Annotated in this window: 9 protein-coding genes; 3 read left to right on the top strand and 6 right to left on the bottom strand. The window is 59.5% G+C overall.

Features of this window, described 5'->3' with window-relative positions; translation table 11 throughout:
• Positions 1 to 152: 152 nt before the first annotated feature.
• Complete coding sequence (locus MPN23_RS16300; RefSeq protein ID WP_243545294.1) at positions 153 to 3866, top strand: DUF748 domain-containing protein; 3714 nt, start codon at positions 153 to 155, stop codon at positions 3864 to 3866.
• 10 nt (positions 3867 to 3876) lie between these two features.
• Here MPN23_RS16300 and MPN23_RS16295 read toward each other — a convergent pair whose 3' ends face one another.
• The 3 genes from MPN23_RS16295 to MPN23_RS16285 are packed head-to-tail and all read right to left on the bottom strand — an operon-like array spanning position 3877 to position 8033.
• Positions 3877 to 5037, bottom strand: coding sequence for an HD domain-containing phosphohydrolase (locus tag MPN23_RS16295; protein WP_243545293.1), 1161 nt, complete (start codon positions 5035 to 5037; stop codon positions 3877 to 3879).
• Positions 5034 to 6245 carry a response regulator gene (locus tag MPN23_RS16290; protein WP_243545292.1) on the bottom strand — a complete coding sequence of 404 codons (1212 nt, stop codon included), beginning with the start codon at positions 6243 to 6245 and terminating at the stop codon, positions 5034 to 5036. The genes MPN23_RS16295 and MPN23_RS16290 overlap by 4 nt, the downstream gene beginning before the upstream one ends.
• Positions 6246 to 6248: 3 nt before the next feature.
• Positions 6249 to 8033: an ATP-binding protein gene (locus MPN23_RS16285; RefSeq protein ID WP_243545291.1), complete on the bottom strand. Its 1785-nt coding sequence runs from the start codon at positions 8031 to 8033 to the stop codon at positions 6249 to 6251.
• Positions 8034 to 8200: 167 nt separating this feature from the next.
• On the opposite strand from MPN23_RS16285, the gene MPN23_RS16280 reads away from it, so the two are divergent.
• Complete coding sequence (locus tag MPN23_RS16280) at positions 8201 to 9619, top strand: PAS domain-containing sensor histidine kinase (RefSeq protein WP_243545290.1); 1419 nt, start codon at positions 8201 to 8203, stop codon at positions 9617 to 9619.
• A 129-nt stretch (positions 9620 to 9748) separates the two neighbouring features.
• Here the strand turns inward: MPN23_RS16280 and MPN23_RS16275 are convergent, their stop codons facing one another.
• On the bottom strand, positions 9749 to 10267 hold the full coding sequence (locus tag MPN23_RS16275) for a YchJ family protein (RefSeq protein ID WP_243545289.1): 519 nt from the start codon (positions 10265 to 10267) through the stop codon (positions 9749 to 9751).
• A gap of 96 nt (positions 10268 to 10363) precedes the next feature.
• On the opposite strand from MPN23_RS16275, the gene arfB reads away from it, so the two are divergent.
• Positions 10364 to 10810: an alternative ribosome rescue aminoacyl-tRNA hydrolase ArfB gene (gene arfB, locus MPN23_RS16270; protein ID WP_243545288.1), complete on the top strand. Its 447-nt coding sequence runs from the start codon at positions 10364 to 10366 to the stop codon at positions 10808 to 10810.
• On the opposite strand, the gene MPN23_RS16265 is transcribed toward arfB, so the two are convergent.
• Together MPN23_RS16265 and moaA are read right to left on the bottom strand one after the other, a co-directional pair.
• Positions 10804 to 13716 (bottom strand): bifunctional diguanylate cyclase/phosphodiesterase, encoded by a 2913-nt coding sequence (locus MPN23_RS16265; protein ID WP_243545287.1) that lies wholly within the window; start codon positions 13714 to 13716, stop codon positions 10804 to 10806. The two genes, arfB and MPN23_RS16265, sit on opposite strands and share 7 nt — an antisense overlap.
• Before the next feature lie 183 nt (positions 13717 to 13899).
• On the bottom strand, positions 13900 to 14904 hold the full coding sequence (moaA, locus tag MPN23_RS16260; RefSeq protein ID WP_243545286.1) for a GTP 3',8-cyclase MoaA: 1005 nt from the start codon (positions 14902 to 14904) through the stop codon (positions 13900 to 13902).
• Positions 14905 to 14911: the final 7 nt, after the last annotated feature.

Below are 14911 nucleotides of genomic sequence, written 5' to 3'. Positions count from 1 at the left end.
CCCTCCTGTTCCCTTTCACCCCGAACGCCCCGATTCCCCCGAGTCGGGGCGTTCTTCGCATCACATGATTTCCGGGGCCCCGGTCTGGTGAAACACGAACGTTTGCTGTAGGCTGTTTTCATCCTTTTCATTCAACGGACCAAGGATGTGTCATGCTCGATTTTCTGAACAAAGTCCCCTACGGCAGCCTCAAACAAAGAAAAATCGCATTCTGGATAGCCGTGTTCCTTGTCGCGTACACGAGCCTCGGCTTTCTGGTCGTCCCCATGGTCGCGCAGTCCATTGCCGAAAAGGAAATGAGCAAGGCCCTCGGCAGACAGACAACCATAAAAGGCATCTACTTCAACCCCCTGACCTTCCGGCTCGAAGTGGACGGTCTGAACGTGAAGAGCAGGGACGGCAGCACCACCTTTTTCGGGCTGAAACGGCTCTCCCTTGCGCCGGGCTTTTCCTCCCTGTGGGAATTCGCGCCTGTCGCGGCGGACCTGACACTGGACGAACCGGTCGTGAACCTGACCTTTCTGGGCGACGGCAAATACAATTTCTCCGACCTGATCGAAGCGGACAGCCAGACGCAGGCCCCCTCCCCGGACGCCCCGGTTTTCCCGTTTGCCCTCTACGAACTCGTGGTGAACAACGGACACATCGTCTTTCAGGACCAGCCGCACGGGAAACGGCACGAAATCAAGAACCTCTCCCTTCAGGTTCCCTTCATGTCCAGTCTGGAAAAATATCGCAAGGAATTCACCCAGCCCCATCTTTCCGCCGTGGTCAACGGCGACCCTCTCGAATTCCAGGGCAGAATACTGCCGTTCGACACCACCCTGCGCACGGAGTTCAAGCTCGGCGCCGTGGAAATCGACCTGGATCAGTATGACACCTACATTCCGGCGCACCTGCCCCTGACTCTGGAAAAGGGCACGCTTTCCTCGGAAATATCCCTGTTCTTTTCCAGACCGGAAGGCAAACGCATTCAACTCAAGGTGGGCGGCAAGGGACGTTTCGAGGATGTGGAGATCTCGGCCCCGGATCAGGGCAAGGTACTCGGATTCAAGTCGTTCTCGTTCGCGCTCAACGAATATTCGCTGGATGGCAACAGTCTGGCGTTCACGGAACTGGAGCTGGACACGCCCTTCATCAAGGTGATTCGCGACAAAAACGGCACACTGAACTGGCAGCAGTACTTCCCGGCCGAACCGATTCCTGCTCCGGAGGAAACGTCTTCCGACGACAACAAGCCAAAACCGGCAGCGCCGGAAACGCCGCAGGCTCAGGACCAAGCCATGGCTTCGGAGGAGACCCAAACCGTTCCCCCGGCCGAAACCGGAGAACAGGAGCGCCCGGTTCAGGATTTTCTGGCCAAGGTAAAGAGCCTGATCGTACGCAATGGAACCGTGGAGTGGCTGGACAACGCCCTGCCCAAGCCCTATTCCCGAACCCTCGGTCCCATTGAGGTCACGGCTCAGGAAATTTCCACAGCCCGTGAAAAGCCCATGCTCGTCTCGGTATCCGTGGGACGGGACCGGGAAAGGCTCACCACGCAGGGGTCCATCACCCTGATTCCGTTTTCCGCCAAGCTCACCCTGTCCGGAACCAACATCCATCTCGAGGATTTCGCCTCCTATGCCCGACTCGGCCTTCCCCTGCCCCTGCTCAAAGGTACGGCGCGCTTCAAGACCGATCTGGTGCTCCTTCCCGACATGGCAAACATGACCCTGTCCGACAGTGAACTGGGACTGGAAGGCCTTGCCCTGGCTGCACCCGGCGAAACAGAGGCTGCGGTGTCGCTGAAATCCCTTGCCGTGCAGGGTGCCGCCATGGACCTGAACGCCCGAAGCGTGGGTGTGTCCAGCGTGACTCTGGATGGCCCGAGCATTTCGCTGGAACGCAATGCCCGGGGCATTGATCTGATTCTGCCCTTCCAGAATTCGGAAACGAAAACAAAATCCGAAGACAGCGGCGAACCATGGAATGTGACCGTGGAAAAGACGGCACTGAAAAACGGCACGATCGCGGTGACCGACACCACGCTCAAACGCCGCAACAGCGTGGCCCTGAAAAACATTGCCCTGACCGTGGACAACCTCTCCACCAACGGCAAAGACAGGACTCCCTTCTCCCTGAATGCAGATTGGCCCGGGTCGGGATCGATCTCGGCCACGGGCAAGGCATCCCTGCACGATCTCCACGCGGACGGCGCGATCAGGCTGAAAAAACTGGCACTGTCTCCGCTGGACCCGTACCTTGATCTGTTTTCGGAACTGATTCTGACAAAAGGCTCGGTATCAGCCGAATTGAAATTCTCGGCCGACTCCACCAAGTCCGCGTACTCCGCAACAGGCTCGTTCGGGCTGGACGACCTGATGCTCAAGGACGGGCACGGCAAGGGCGAATTCGCCAGTCTGAACCACTTCCGGCTCAAGGAAATCCGATTCGACAGCACAGGCCCCTCGCTGCATGTCGGGGAAATCTCCCTGTCAAAACCGCATGCGCTCGTGGCCATAGACGACAAGGGCCGCCTGAACGTACGGCGATTGTTCCGCATCCCGGAACCGGAAGAGGTCAAAGCCCCCACGAACATCGAGGAAGCCGAAGCCATGCAGGCCGAGGAGAATCGGGAAATGGCCGAGCCCGCGCCAGCATCAAAGGAGGAACCGTCCTACTTCAAGACCGTGGATATCGGCAGGCTTGCCGTGCTGAACGGAGGATTTTCCTACCGGGATCAGAGCGTTGACCCGGACTTCTCTCTGGACGTGACCGAAGTCGGCATCTATCTGGAAAAAGTGACCATGAAGGACGGTGCCCGGCCCAAGCTCAGGGTCAGCGCGCATATCGGCCCGACCCCGATCTCGATAAGCGGGGCGTTCAATCCGGTCGTTTCCCCCATATTCTCGGACATGCACATTTCCGTGAACGGTCTGGAACTGGTGCCGCTCACCCCGTACATGGTCCGCCACCTCGGGTATCCCGTGGAAAAGGGACGGCTCTATGCCGACGTGAGTCTCAAGACCGAGAACCGGCTTCTGGAAATCGACAACAAGTTCTTTGTCCAGCAGCTCGTTCTGGGCAGGAAGGTCGACGGCCCCGACGTTCCCAACGTGCCAGTGAAGCTCGGTCTGGCCCTGCTTCAGGACTCCAACGGGGACATGGAAATCAACCTGCCCGTACGCGGCAGGCTGGACGATCCGAACTTCCGGATCGGCGGCATCGTGTTCCGCACCTTCGTGGGGCTTCTGTTCCGTGCCGTGGCATCGCCGTTCTCCATCATCGGCTCCATGTTTGGCGGAAGCGGCAGCCAGAATCTGGAATTCGTGACCTTCGAGCCCGGCCTTTCCCTCGTGGGTCAGGGGGCATCCCTGAAACTGGACACCGTGGCCAAGGCCATGACCGAGCGCCCGAAAATCAAGCTGGAAGTGGATGGCGCCGTGGACCCGGTCACGGACAGAAGCGGGCTCGTCGCCCACATCTTCCGCCGGAAGCTCATGCAGGCCAAATACGAATCCCTGTCCCGCAAGGAGCGGGCCGAGACAACGGTGGACGCCATGATCATCGGCACGGACGAATACGCGGACATATTGTACGAAGCCTACAGCGACGACCCGGCCGGGAGTGATGAAAAACCGAAGACCCTGTTCGTGGTCGACCGTCAGCCGGTCGAATTCATGGAAAAATTCATGATCGACCACATACGGGTAACCGAGGAGGACCTTCAGCAACTCGCCGTGGACCGCGCCAAGGCCGTGAAGCAGTACCTGCTTGACAGGAATCCGGAACTGGCGGAGCGCATCTTCCTCCTGAACCGCGCCACGGACAAGCCCGGAAAAACAGGCGTTCCCGGTCACAGAGCCGATCTGGGCCTGAAATAGTCCGGAAGGATCACAAACGGCAGAACTGGACCTCGCAAACGAGGATCGGTTCCTTGAGGCCGTTCTTCTTGAACGACATGAGGTAGTCGATCATCATTTCGGTAAGCTCGCTGCCCTCTGCCAGCAGCTTGACCTTCTTGCCGTCCTTTTTGGCATAAAGGTCCTCGCCGAGCACCATGCCGGGTTCCAGTCCCTGAAGGTAGACACGGTTCTCCCGGGTGGTCGCTTCCTCGCCGAGCAGGCTGAACAGGGAACCGAGCACGTCCGGGTCGTACCAGTCCTCGTTTTCGGACATGGCATTGAGCGCGGCACCGAAGCTCAATCCGGCGCAGACATGCCTGTCGAAATCGATGACGGCCTTGAGAATGCGCGCTCCCATGGGCAGCATCAGGCCCCTGAGCTCGTCCCTGGGATATCCGCCGCCGTCAAACCGCTTTTCCTGATAGCGGATGATGCGGGCGACCTCTTCCATGCGCGGAATCTTGCCCACGAACTTGGCGGCAAACGCCGCATGGCTGGCGAACTGGGCCTGCCGCTCGGTGGTCAGCCTTTCTCCGGCAAGGTCCTCCTGCACCACGGCCTCCGGCAACATGACGAACCCGATCATGGAGAGCTTGGCCGCGGTCACGGCCTCCCACAGATGCTGCGGAGCCAGTTCCCGGCTTATGTGGCGCACATAGGGAGTGATGCGCGAAATTCTGCCGTAGACCTCGGGCCGCACAAGGGAAACCAGATCACCAAGCACGGCGACACTGCTCTGCACGGTCCTTTCCATGATCTCATGCTCCGCATTCACCAGATCCACGAACCGAAGTCCATCCATCAGCGCCTTGGCCAGCACCTTGGGCGGACAGGGCTTGTCCAGCAGCCGGAAGATGTTGCCCTCGTTCACGGCCTTGATCGCCACCTGCACGTCGGCATGCCCGGTCAGCAGGATACGGACGGTATCCGGCGCCACTTCCATGACGCGAGCCAGAAAATCGACGCCGTTCATGCCCGGCATCCGGTAGTCGGAAATGATGATCGCATAGGGTTCTTCCGCCCCGATCATGGACAGGGCCCGGGTTGCGTTCTCCGCAACGGACACGTCGAATCTGGACCGCAGCACCCGCTCGAAGGAACGAAGCAGCTTTTCGTCGTCATCCACTATCAATATCCGGTGCCTGGTCATGAGCAATCCTCCAACACGGTTTCCGCAAGTTCGCTCCAGGTTGCGTATCGTTCCTCAAGACCCAATTCCCGAAAACGGCTCTCCGGCACCTCGGGCCTGAAATACTCATGGTTGAGCACGACAAGCTTGTGATCCAGAATGCTGGCCGAAAAAACGATGGTTCGCACCATCTTGTCCTCTCCGAGCATGTGCGTGGAATGGTGATCGGCAATGGCATCCACGGCCGGACTCTGCATGCCCCACAGTCCCATGAGATACGCCCCGACCTTGGCATGGGTCGTGCCGAAGTAGTCGCGTTCCAGCGCCGTGACCGTGCCCTTGCCGCTGCGCACGGCCTGCAGCAGCTTCCGATAGTCATCCGTGAATTCCGTGCAGAAGATCAGCTTGCCCAGATCATGCAGCAGCCCGGCCATGAACGCATGGTCCTGCCCCTGCCGATCCAGACCTTCGGTTCTGGCGATGGCTCTGGCGATGCAGGCGGTGCGCTGACAATGCCCCCACAACTGTTCCAGGGAAAATTCCGGAATGCCATCGGCATTGTAGGCGGAGAACACGTTGATGGACAGAATCATGGCCTTGATCACATTGGTGCCGAGCAGCACCACGGCTCGCTCGGGCTCCGCGATCTTTTCCCTGAACCCGAAATACTGGGAATTCGCCAGGGTCAGGACCTTGGCGCAAATGCCGACATCCTGCCGCATGAGCCGGGCCACGGCCTGCAAATCCACCGGCTCGCGGTGCAGTTCGTCCAGAATGGATTGATACACCTTGGGCAAGGTGGGCAGGGATGAGATTCGCGAAACGACCTCCTTCATGCGAGGCTCCAATCGCAGGTCAGCCGCGCGCAACGCTTCGCCAATGACCTTGAACAGGGTTCCGTTGTCGCACGGTTTGACCAGACTCTGGTGCGCGCAGTCGACGTATCCGTCCGCATAGTCCTCGTGCGGCTGCCCGGTCAGGGTCACGCGGATGACGCTGGGATAGCGGTCCTGCACCTTTCGCAGCAGGGTTATCCCGTCCATGCCCGGCATGCGGATGTCCGAAATGATCACGTCGATCTCGTTGTGCTCCAGCATTTCCAGAGCCTTTTCCCCGCCCTCGGCAAACAGCACGTCCCACTCCCGCCTTCTGGGCGAAAGCATGCGGCGAATCCCCTTGAGCACCATGGGTTCGTCATCCACGAACAATATGCGTCGCTTGTCGATCATGTCCTACCCGTCGTCGGTTCCGGCGGGAAGAAAGACCACGAATGTCGATCCCTTCCCTTCCTCGCTTTCCACGGAAATGCGGCCTCCGTGCTTTTCCACGATCACGCTGTAGCTGATCGCCAATCCCTGCCCGGTTCCCTTGCCCACCTCCTTGGTGGTGAAAAATGGGTCGAAAATCCGGCCCCGGATGTCTGCGGGAATGCCGATTCCGGTATCGGACACGCGAACCTCCACGCCGCCGTCCACTGCTGCGGTTTCGACCGAGATCATGCCCCGTTCCGAAGGAGCCTCGCCGATCCTGTCCTTGATGGCATCCACGGCATTGACGATGAGGTTCAGCAGCACCTGATTGAATTCGCCGATGAGGCACGGCACATCCGGCAGATCGTCGGCCAGTTCGGTTTGCATCTCGGCCACGTATTTCCATTCGTTGGTGGCCACGGTAATCGTGCTCTTCACGCTGTCGTTGATGTTCACGTACTTCTTCTCGGTCTGGCCCGGATGGGACAACCGCTTGATGGACGCCACGATCTCGGCAATGCGCTCCAACCCCTTCAGGGAATCGGACAGGGCTTCGGGAACGTCCTCGCGCAGTTCATCCAGAAATTCCTGATCCGGCACGCCCCAGGCAATGCGCTTCAAGGCCGCGACATCATCACCCCGCGACACGGCATCCGCCAGTTCCCGCGCGGTTTCCGCCATCTTCAGCATGTCGAGAAACGTGGTTTCGAGATAGCGGACATTGTTGTCCACGTACTGGGTCGGAGTGTTGATCTCGTGGGCAATGCCCGCAGCCAACTGTCCTATGGACTCCAGCTTCTGGGCCTGAAGAAGCTGACTTTCCAGCAGCTTCAGCCGGGTCACGTCCGTGACCACCCCGAAGGAACCGATGAACTTGCCGTCCTCGTTGAACATGGGGGTCGGAGAAATGAGCGTGAAAACCTTGGCCCCGTCCGCATTGCGCATGACGAGTTCATAGTTTCCGGTTCCGCCCCGCTTGCGGTCGTCCTGCGCACGCTTCCATCGCGCCCTGTCCTCGGGAATCACGAAATCATGCAGGGAGCGTCCCACTAGGTCCTTGCGCGATACCCCGAGCATGCTGCACAGCATGTGATTGACATAGGTAATCCGGGATTCGGCGTCATCGATGATGATGCCTTCCTGCATGAGTTCGACCAGATCGCGGTACCGCTCCTCGGTTTCCTGCTTCTTCTTCAGGTCCCGAATGCGACGGATGGCTATGGCAAACAGCCTGCCGAGCTGGCCCACGGCCTCCAGATCACGCTTGACGAATCCGCCCGGCTTGTTGGCCAGCGAAATCTGTCCCATGAGTTCCCCTGCCGCCACAACCGGATAGGAGAGCACGTTGACAATCGGCACATGCCCTTCGGGCGCTCCGGCCGAGGCCTCGTGCTTTCCCGGCTCATTGGTCACAAAAGGCTCGTGCGTGTTCAGGGAATGCCCCCACAGTCCGTTGTACCATCCGTTCTTGCCGGGAAAGAACTTGATGTTGCGTCCCTTTGGAGCAAGACGGCACTGCCCGCCGACCATTTCCGTAACCGCATGCACCACCAGCGCATAGGATTCCTGATCAATGCTGCCCGCATACCCGTCGCCACAGCCCACGATGTCCCGCGCCTCCTTGAGCAGCTTGTCCGAAACCTCCTCCAACGTGGCGTCCGGAGCCATGATGGGATCGAGCAGCACCCCAAGAGCCCGGTTGATGCGGGCGGCCCAGGCAAGATCGGCGATAACGACATCTATGTTTCCCGATTCGGGATTCTGCATGCGGCATGACTCCACTTTTTTCAGCAGCATCACCCTGTGGCAATGTTTGCACCATTCGATACCGATACATACATTTTTCAAGTTGAAATTCCATTTATTTTCTCGAATCAGTCGGAAGAATTTCTAACCTGGTACACAATGAAGCCACAATCTGGCACAGTGCAATCATGGTCCCCTTCCCTTACATGCTTTGGGGCGTTTTCCTCGCAGCCCTGATCCTTGCCGCGGCAATGCTGTCATGGCAGGCCGCAGCCGTTGCGGCTCTCGCGGGCATGCTCGGCCATGCCATTTTCCGACTGCGCAAATGCCGAAGGCAGCTTGTCGAGGACCACAATCATACGCTGGAAACCAGCGAAGCCACCATTCGACAGGTTCTGGACCTGCTGCCGGACATGGTCTACGCACGCAACGCCGAAGGCCGCATACTGCTCGTCAATCAGGCCATGGCCGACAGTCTGGGCAAAACGCCCCGGGAACTGACAGGCATGCTCTACGGGGACGCCCACCCGGATGCGACGCATGCGCAGCAGGAAATCGAAGACGACCGAAGCGTCATCGACACCGGCATTCCCAAGGTCGCGCTCCAGCAGGAATACCACGACCAGCAGGGCAACATCCGCTGGCTCCAGACCACGAAACTGCCGTTCGTCCCTCTTGGCACGACCGAGAATGCGGCTCTGGTCCTTTCCGTGGACATCACGAACCGCAAGCTGGCCGAGGAAAAACTTCGCCAGTTGAACGAGGAGCTGGAACTGCGGGTCGAGGAGAGAACCCGAAACCTGAAACAGGCAAAAAACGAACTGGAAACGTCCCTGGACACACTTCGTCGCACCCAGAACGAACTGGTCATGTCCGAAAAGATGGCGGCCCTCGGCGGACTGGTCGCGGGCGTGGCTCACGAAATCAACACGCCTCTGGGCGTAGCCGTGACTGCGGCCTCGTATCTGGACGCCCGCCTGATCCGGCTTCAGGGACTGTATGCCAAGTCCGCCCTGACAAGGACCGAGATGGAGGAATTCCTCAATGCGGCGGAAGAATCCACGCGCAGCATCAACATCAATCTGGAACGCGCGGCCCAGCTCGTGCGCAGTTTCAAGGAGGTCGCGGCAGACCAGTCCTCGGAACAGCCGCGCATATTCAATCTCAAGGGATACGTGGACGAAGTGCTGGTGAGTCTGAGTCCGGAATACCGCCGCACAGGCCACGTGATTCTGAACGATTGCGATGATCGGGACATATACAGCTATCCCGGCGCACTCATGCAGATCATTTCCAACCTGCTCTTCAACGCCCTGACCCATGCCTTCGACCCGGACCAGCAGGGAGAAATCCGCATCGGCGGCACCGTGGACAAGGGAATGCTGACCCTCACCTTCTCGGACAACGGCAAAGGCATGCCCAAGGAGATGCTTCCCAGGATATTCGAACCCTTTTTCACCACGCTCCGGGGAAATGGCGGCACGGGCCTCGGCCTGCACATCACCTTCAACACCGTGACCCAGACCCTGAATGGAACCATTTCCTGCGAAAGCACGCCCGGACGCGGAACCACCTTCACCATCACCGCGCCAATGAACACGGAGTGACGGCCCGCCCTCCCCCAAAAGGGAGCGGCCCGGAAACGCTCGCAACGTTTCCCGGACCGCCCGGAACAGCTCTGTCGACAGGGAGCACTCGGCCGAAGCCATTCCCCTGTCAAAAAAGCCGAAAACAGCCTATCTGCCGCAACACTTCTTGTACTTCCTGCCGGAACCGCACGGGCAGGGCTCGTTGCGGCCGATCTTGGGCGTTTCGCGACGAACCGGCGGACCGGCAATGGCTTCGCCGTCCACGTAGTACCAGATACCCTCATCACGCCGAAAACGGGAACGTTCGCGATGAATCATGGCGGCGCCATCCTGCTCGTAGGACGCGGCAAATTCGACCACGCCCTGATCCTCGGCGGCCGAACCGCCAATGGTGTCCAGAATCTGCAGGCCGAGCCATTTGGCGGAGTCGGCCCATTCACGCACCGCGTCCTCGTCATGGCTTTCCTGAAGCTCGGGGGCAAGGGAATGCCTGAGATAGTCAAGCTGTCTGGTCACGTAGGCGGAATAGCGGGCGCGCATGAGCGCCTCGGCAGTGGGGGCCTGAGCCTCCTGATTCAGATACGGTCCGCAGCATTCGGCAAGGGATTTGCCGGAGCCGCACGGGCACATTTCGGACATTATGGTTTCCTCGATTGTCAGGTTCATGGTTTCAATCTGCGGGATTGTATCGGAAGCGGTCCGCGTGTCAACGCGGAAAAACCGGTCCTTGCGGATGGCCGGAACGCGTGTCATGGTGCGGCCATGAGCCGATCCAATGAAATCCTCCAGATAACCGAACGGGTATCCATCCCCGTGAAGGAACTGACCTTTACCACATCCCGAAGCTCCGGGCCCGGTGGTCAGCACGTGAACACCACGGATACGCGCGTCACGGTCCGGTTCAATGTGGACCGCACCCAATCCCTGACCCAGCTCCAGAAGGTCGCAGTCCGGGGCAAGCTGCGCCGAAAAATCGACTCGCGCGGCGTGCTGAGCGTCACGTCCCAGAAATTCCGCAGTCAGAAATCCAACCGGGAGTCCGCGCTGGAACGATTCGTGGAACTGCTTCGCTGGGCGCTCAAGCCCGTTACCCCTCGCAAGGAAACCCTGCCCACTCTGGGCTCGGTGCGCCGCAGGCTGGAATCCAAGAAACGGCTGGCCCGCAAGAAACAGAACCGCCGAAGGAACAACCCGCTGGACGACTACTGATCGTCGGCATCCTTCCCGGCATCCCCTTTTTCCAGACACGCCTCCAGCCTGCCATCCTCGGAACGCAGGTACTCGATCATGCCTTCCAGCGGCAAGGGGCGGCTGAAATGGTATCCCTGCACCAGACCGCATCCGAATCCCTGCAACAGCGCAAGCTGTTCCTCGTTTTCCACTCCTTCCGCCACAACGTCGAGCCCCAGATTCCCGGCCATGAGAATGATGGTGCGGACAATCTGCGCATCGTTCGGATCAACGGCCACGTCGTGGATGAACGAGCGGTCGATCTTGAGCACACTGATGGGAAAGGCCTTGAGATAGTACAGGGAGGAATATCCGGTGCCGAAGTCGTCGATGGACACGGAGATGCCGTGCTCCACCAGACGGTTGAGCTTGTCGGTCGACGAAGCCACGTCGGTCATGAGCGTGGATTCCGTGATCTCCACTTCCAGCCGGGACGGCGGCAGGCCGTTGCGCTCCAGATTGGCCACGATGGTTTCCACCAGATCGTCCTGCCGGAACTGCACCGGTGACAGATTGACGGAGACCTTGAGACCGGAACACCCCATGCCGTCGAAGACCTGCATGGCCTTGCAGGACGCATCAAGCACGATTTCCCCGAGCGGAATCATGAGCCCGGTCTCCTCGGCCAGCGGAATGAATTCGCCGGGACTGACCAGAGTTCCGTCCTTTCGCTCCCAGCGGACCAGGGCTTCCATGCCGCAGACCTCCATGGAACAGATGTCCACCTTGGGCTGAAAGAACACGGTGAACTCCCGCTCATTCACGGCCCGACGCAATGCACTCTCCCGGGCCAACCGATCCGAGACACGATCATTCATTTCGGCCTTGAACACGAAATAATCGTTTCTGCCGCGCGCCTTGGCCTGATACATGGCCATGTCCGCGTTGCGGATCAGGGTGCCCGGCTCCTCTCCATCGTCGGGAAAGACCGTGATGCCTACGCTGGCCGTGACAAACAATTCGTTTTCCCGGATCAGGAAAGGCTCGCGCAACGCTTCGAGAATGCGCTCAGCAGCATTCACCACATGCCTGTCGTCCGCCACATCCTCGATCATGACCACGAATTCGTCGCCGCCCAGTCGGGCCACGGTGTCCTGACTGCGGAACTGCTCCGACAGCCGCAGGGCCACTCCCTGCAGCAGTTCGTCACCCAGTGCATGCCCGAGGCTGTCGTTGATGGTCTTGAAGTTGTCCAGATCGATGAAATACACGGCCACTCGCATGGGATCGCGTCTGGCATGGGAAATGGCCACGGAAAGGCGGTCATTGAGCAGAATGCGGTTGGGCAGACCGGTCAGGGCGTCATGGTAGGCCTGATGCTCGATCTGCTCCTCCTTGATCTTCATGTCCGTGATGTCGTGAAACACGGCGATGTAGTGCGTGGGGTCGCCGTTCTCGCCCCGGATGGCGCTGATGCTGAGCAGTTCCGGATAGGACTCCCCATCCTTGCGACGATTCCAGATTTCCGCCACCCAGCGCCCCTTCGTGTTCAGGGAGTGCCACATCTCCTTGTAGAAGTCCGCATCATGACGGTCGGACTTGAGCAGGCGGGGATTTCTGCCCATGACCTCCTCGGCGGAATATCCCGTGATGGTCGTGAAAGCCGGATTGATCTCCACGATATTGCCATGCACATCCGTGATGCAGATGCCCTCCAGTGCGCTCTCAAAGGCCTGCCCGTACAATCGAAGCTGCTGTTCCGCACTTCTGCGGATTTCGATCTCCAGCCGAAGCTTTTCCCGCGAAGCCTGCAACGCATCCATGAATCCGTTGAAACGCCGGGCAAGCTCGCCGATTTCGCCTTTGGCATCGCACTCCAGACGAGCCTGAAAATCTCCGGCTTCGGCCTGCTCCATCCTGCGAGTCAGACGGGAAAGCGGCCGGGTGATATCCGAGGCAAGAAGGAAGCTGAGCGGAATGATCAGAAGCAGGGTCATTCCGGCTGCGCCCCAGAACAGGCACTTGAACCGGAGCAGCGGGGCGTAGACCTCATCCAGATAGCCGCTCGCCCCAACGATCCATTCCAGATTCGGGATCGAGGTGAAGCGGACCACCTTTTCCCGGGCTTCTCCACGTCCCGGATCGACCAGTTCATAGCGAAGCGTACCGCGGCCCAGCGCAAGCATTTCCTTGACCAGAGGCCGTCCCGCAATGGTTCCCGAATCAGGGATGCCTTCGGCAATCCAGGGATGCAGTATGACTTCGCCCCGGGAGTTGAGCACGAAGACATACCCGTTCTCGCCAAGCTTCCGGTCCTCGATCGCGGCGCGGAAATCATCCACCTGCACCAGGGAAGCGAATTCCGCGCGGTACGAGGACACTGACACGATCCAGTCCCACGGCTCGAAATAGTCCATGTACAGGACCTTGTCCCGCGTCATGGTTTCCTGATCGTTGCGCCACTGATAGGCAAGAAATCCGCGCAACCGGCCGATCTGTTCGCGAATGAGCCATTCCCGGGAAATGTCGCGCCCCTCCATGGCCGCAACCGGATGCACGGCCAGCACGCCCCTGCTCGTCAGGCAGTAGATGTAGCCGGTATGGCCCACGTTCTGGGAAAGCAGGATGGATCGGGCCAGACTTCGGGCTTCGGCTTCGGTCATTTCCCCGGCGCGCGCCCGGGCGGCCAGGGATTCCAGAATGTCCAGATTCTTTTCCGCAATGGCGCGAAGTCGATTGCGCACGGAAACGTCCGCTGCCGTCTCCACCATGTCGGCAATGGCGTCCGTGGTGGTATCGAGCTGCATTTCAATGCCGCTCTCCACGATATTCCCGACTTCGGAAAACATCCACCAGCCGGCAACGGAAAAGACAAGCAGAAAGACGAGACAGTACCCGAGCGCGAGTCGATAGCGTATACGCATGTTCCCGAACAGTGCTGCCACGAGACATCCTTGAGAGTCCGAAGACCGCCCCATTGCGGCCGAAACGTGAAAACCTTTTTCTAATGAATACGAATTTCACGCAGTTTTGGGAAGGGAAACAGGGAAATTATCAAGCATGGTGCACGGGCCGGACCTTGCGGTCCGCCCGTGCACCGGAAAGAGAGAAAAGGGAAAGGAAGGGGATCAGCCGCCGATGGAGGCCATTCGCGTGCTGCACACGGACTGGCCCGAGGGCATGCGTTCCAGCAGTTCATGCCCGATGGGCTTCTTGCGTCCGGCACGACGAATGATGCGTTCCACGAATTTCAGGCCCAGAGCCGGATGGCGCAGGGCCGGGCGAAGCCGGAAGGTCTTGTCCGAAAACAGGCAGGTGCGCAGCTTGCCGTCCGACGTGATGCGAAGCCGGTTGCAGGTGCCGCAGAAATGGTCGGTGTACGGGGAAATGATGCCGAACCGCCCCTTGCCATCCCTGATGTCATACATGCGGGCCGGGCCCTTGACGCGGATGCCGTTGTCCTCGGAAGGAGTCAGGTCGACAAGGGATTGGGCCTGTTCCAGAATTTCCGAGGCCTTCCACACCGCCTGATCCGACCAGCCCGGTTCGCTGCCCACGGGCATGAATTCGATCAGCCGGAAGTCCAGTGCGTTGGACGCCGCAAAATCCAGAAAGCCCGGCAGTTCGTCGTCATTGGTCCCGTGCATGGCCACGGCATTGACCTTGACGGTCATGCCCGCGTCCACGCAACGCAGGATGTTCTCCATGACCGTGGAGAACATGTCCCTGCCCGTGATGGCCTCGTATTTTTCCGGACTCAGGGTATCCAGGGAAATGTTGATGCGATGAATGCCCGCGTTGGAAAGCGGTTCGACCCAGTCGCGGATCAGCGTGGCATTGGTGGTGACGCACATTTCCATGTTCGGGAAACGGCCAGCCGCCGCCACCATGAAGTCGGCGAATCCCTTGCGCACAAAGGGTTCGCCCCCGGTGAACCGAATCTTGTCCACGCCCATGGAATGGCCGAGGCCGATCAGGTCCATGATCTCCTCGTAGCGAAGAATCCTGGGGTGGGGAATGAAGTCCAGAGCCTCCCCTGCGCAATATTTGCAGCGGAGATTGCAGCGGTCGGTCACGCTGATGCGCATGTACGAGACCATGCGGCCGTGCGTGTCGGTAAGTGTCTTGTGCATGGATTCG

The organism is Pseudodesulfovibrio tunisiensis (assembly GCF_022809775.1).
GTDB lineage: Bacteria > Desulfobacterota > Desulfovibrionia > Desulfovibrionales > Desulfovibrionaceae > Pseudodesulfovibrio > Pseudodesulfovibrio tunisiensis.
This window is presented reverse-complemented; position numbering and strand designations above follow the sequence as displayed.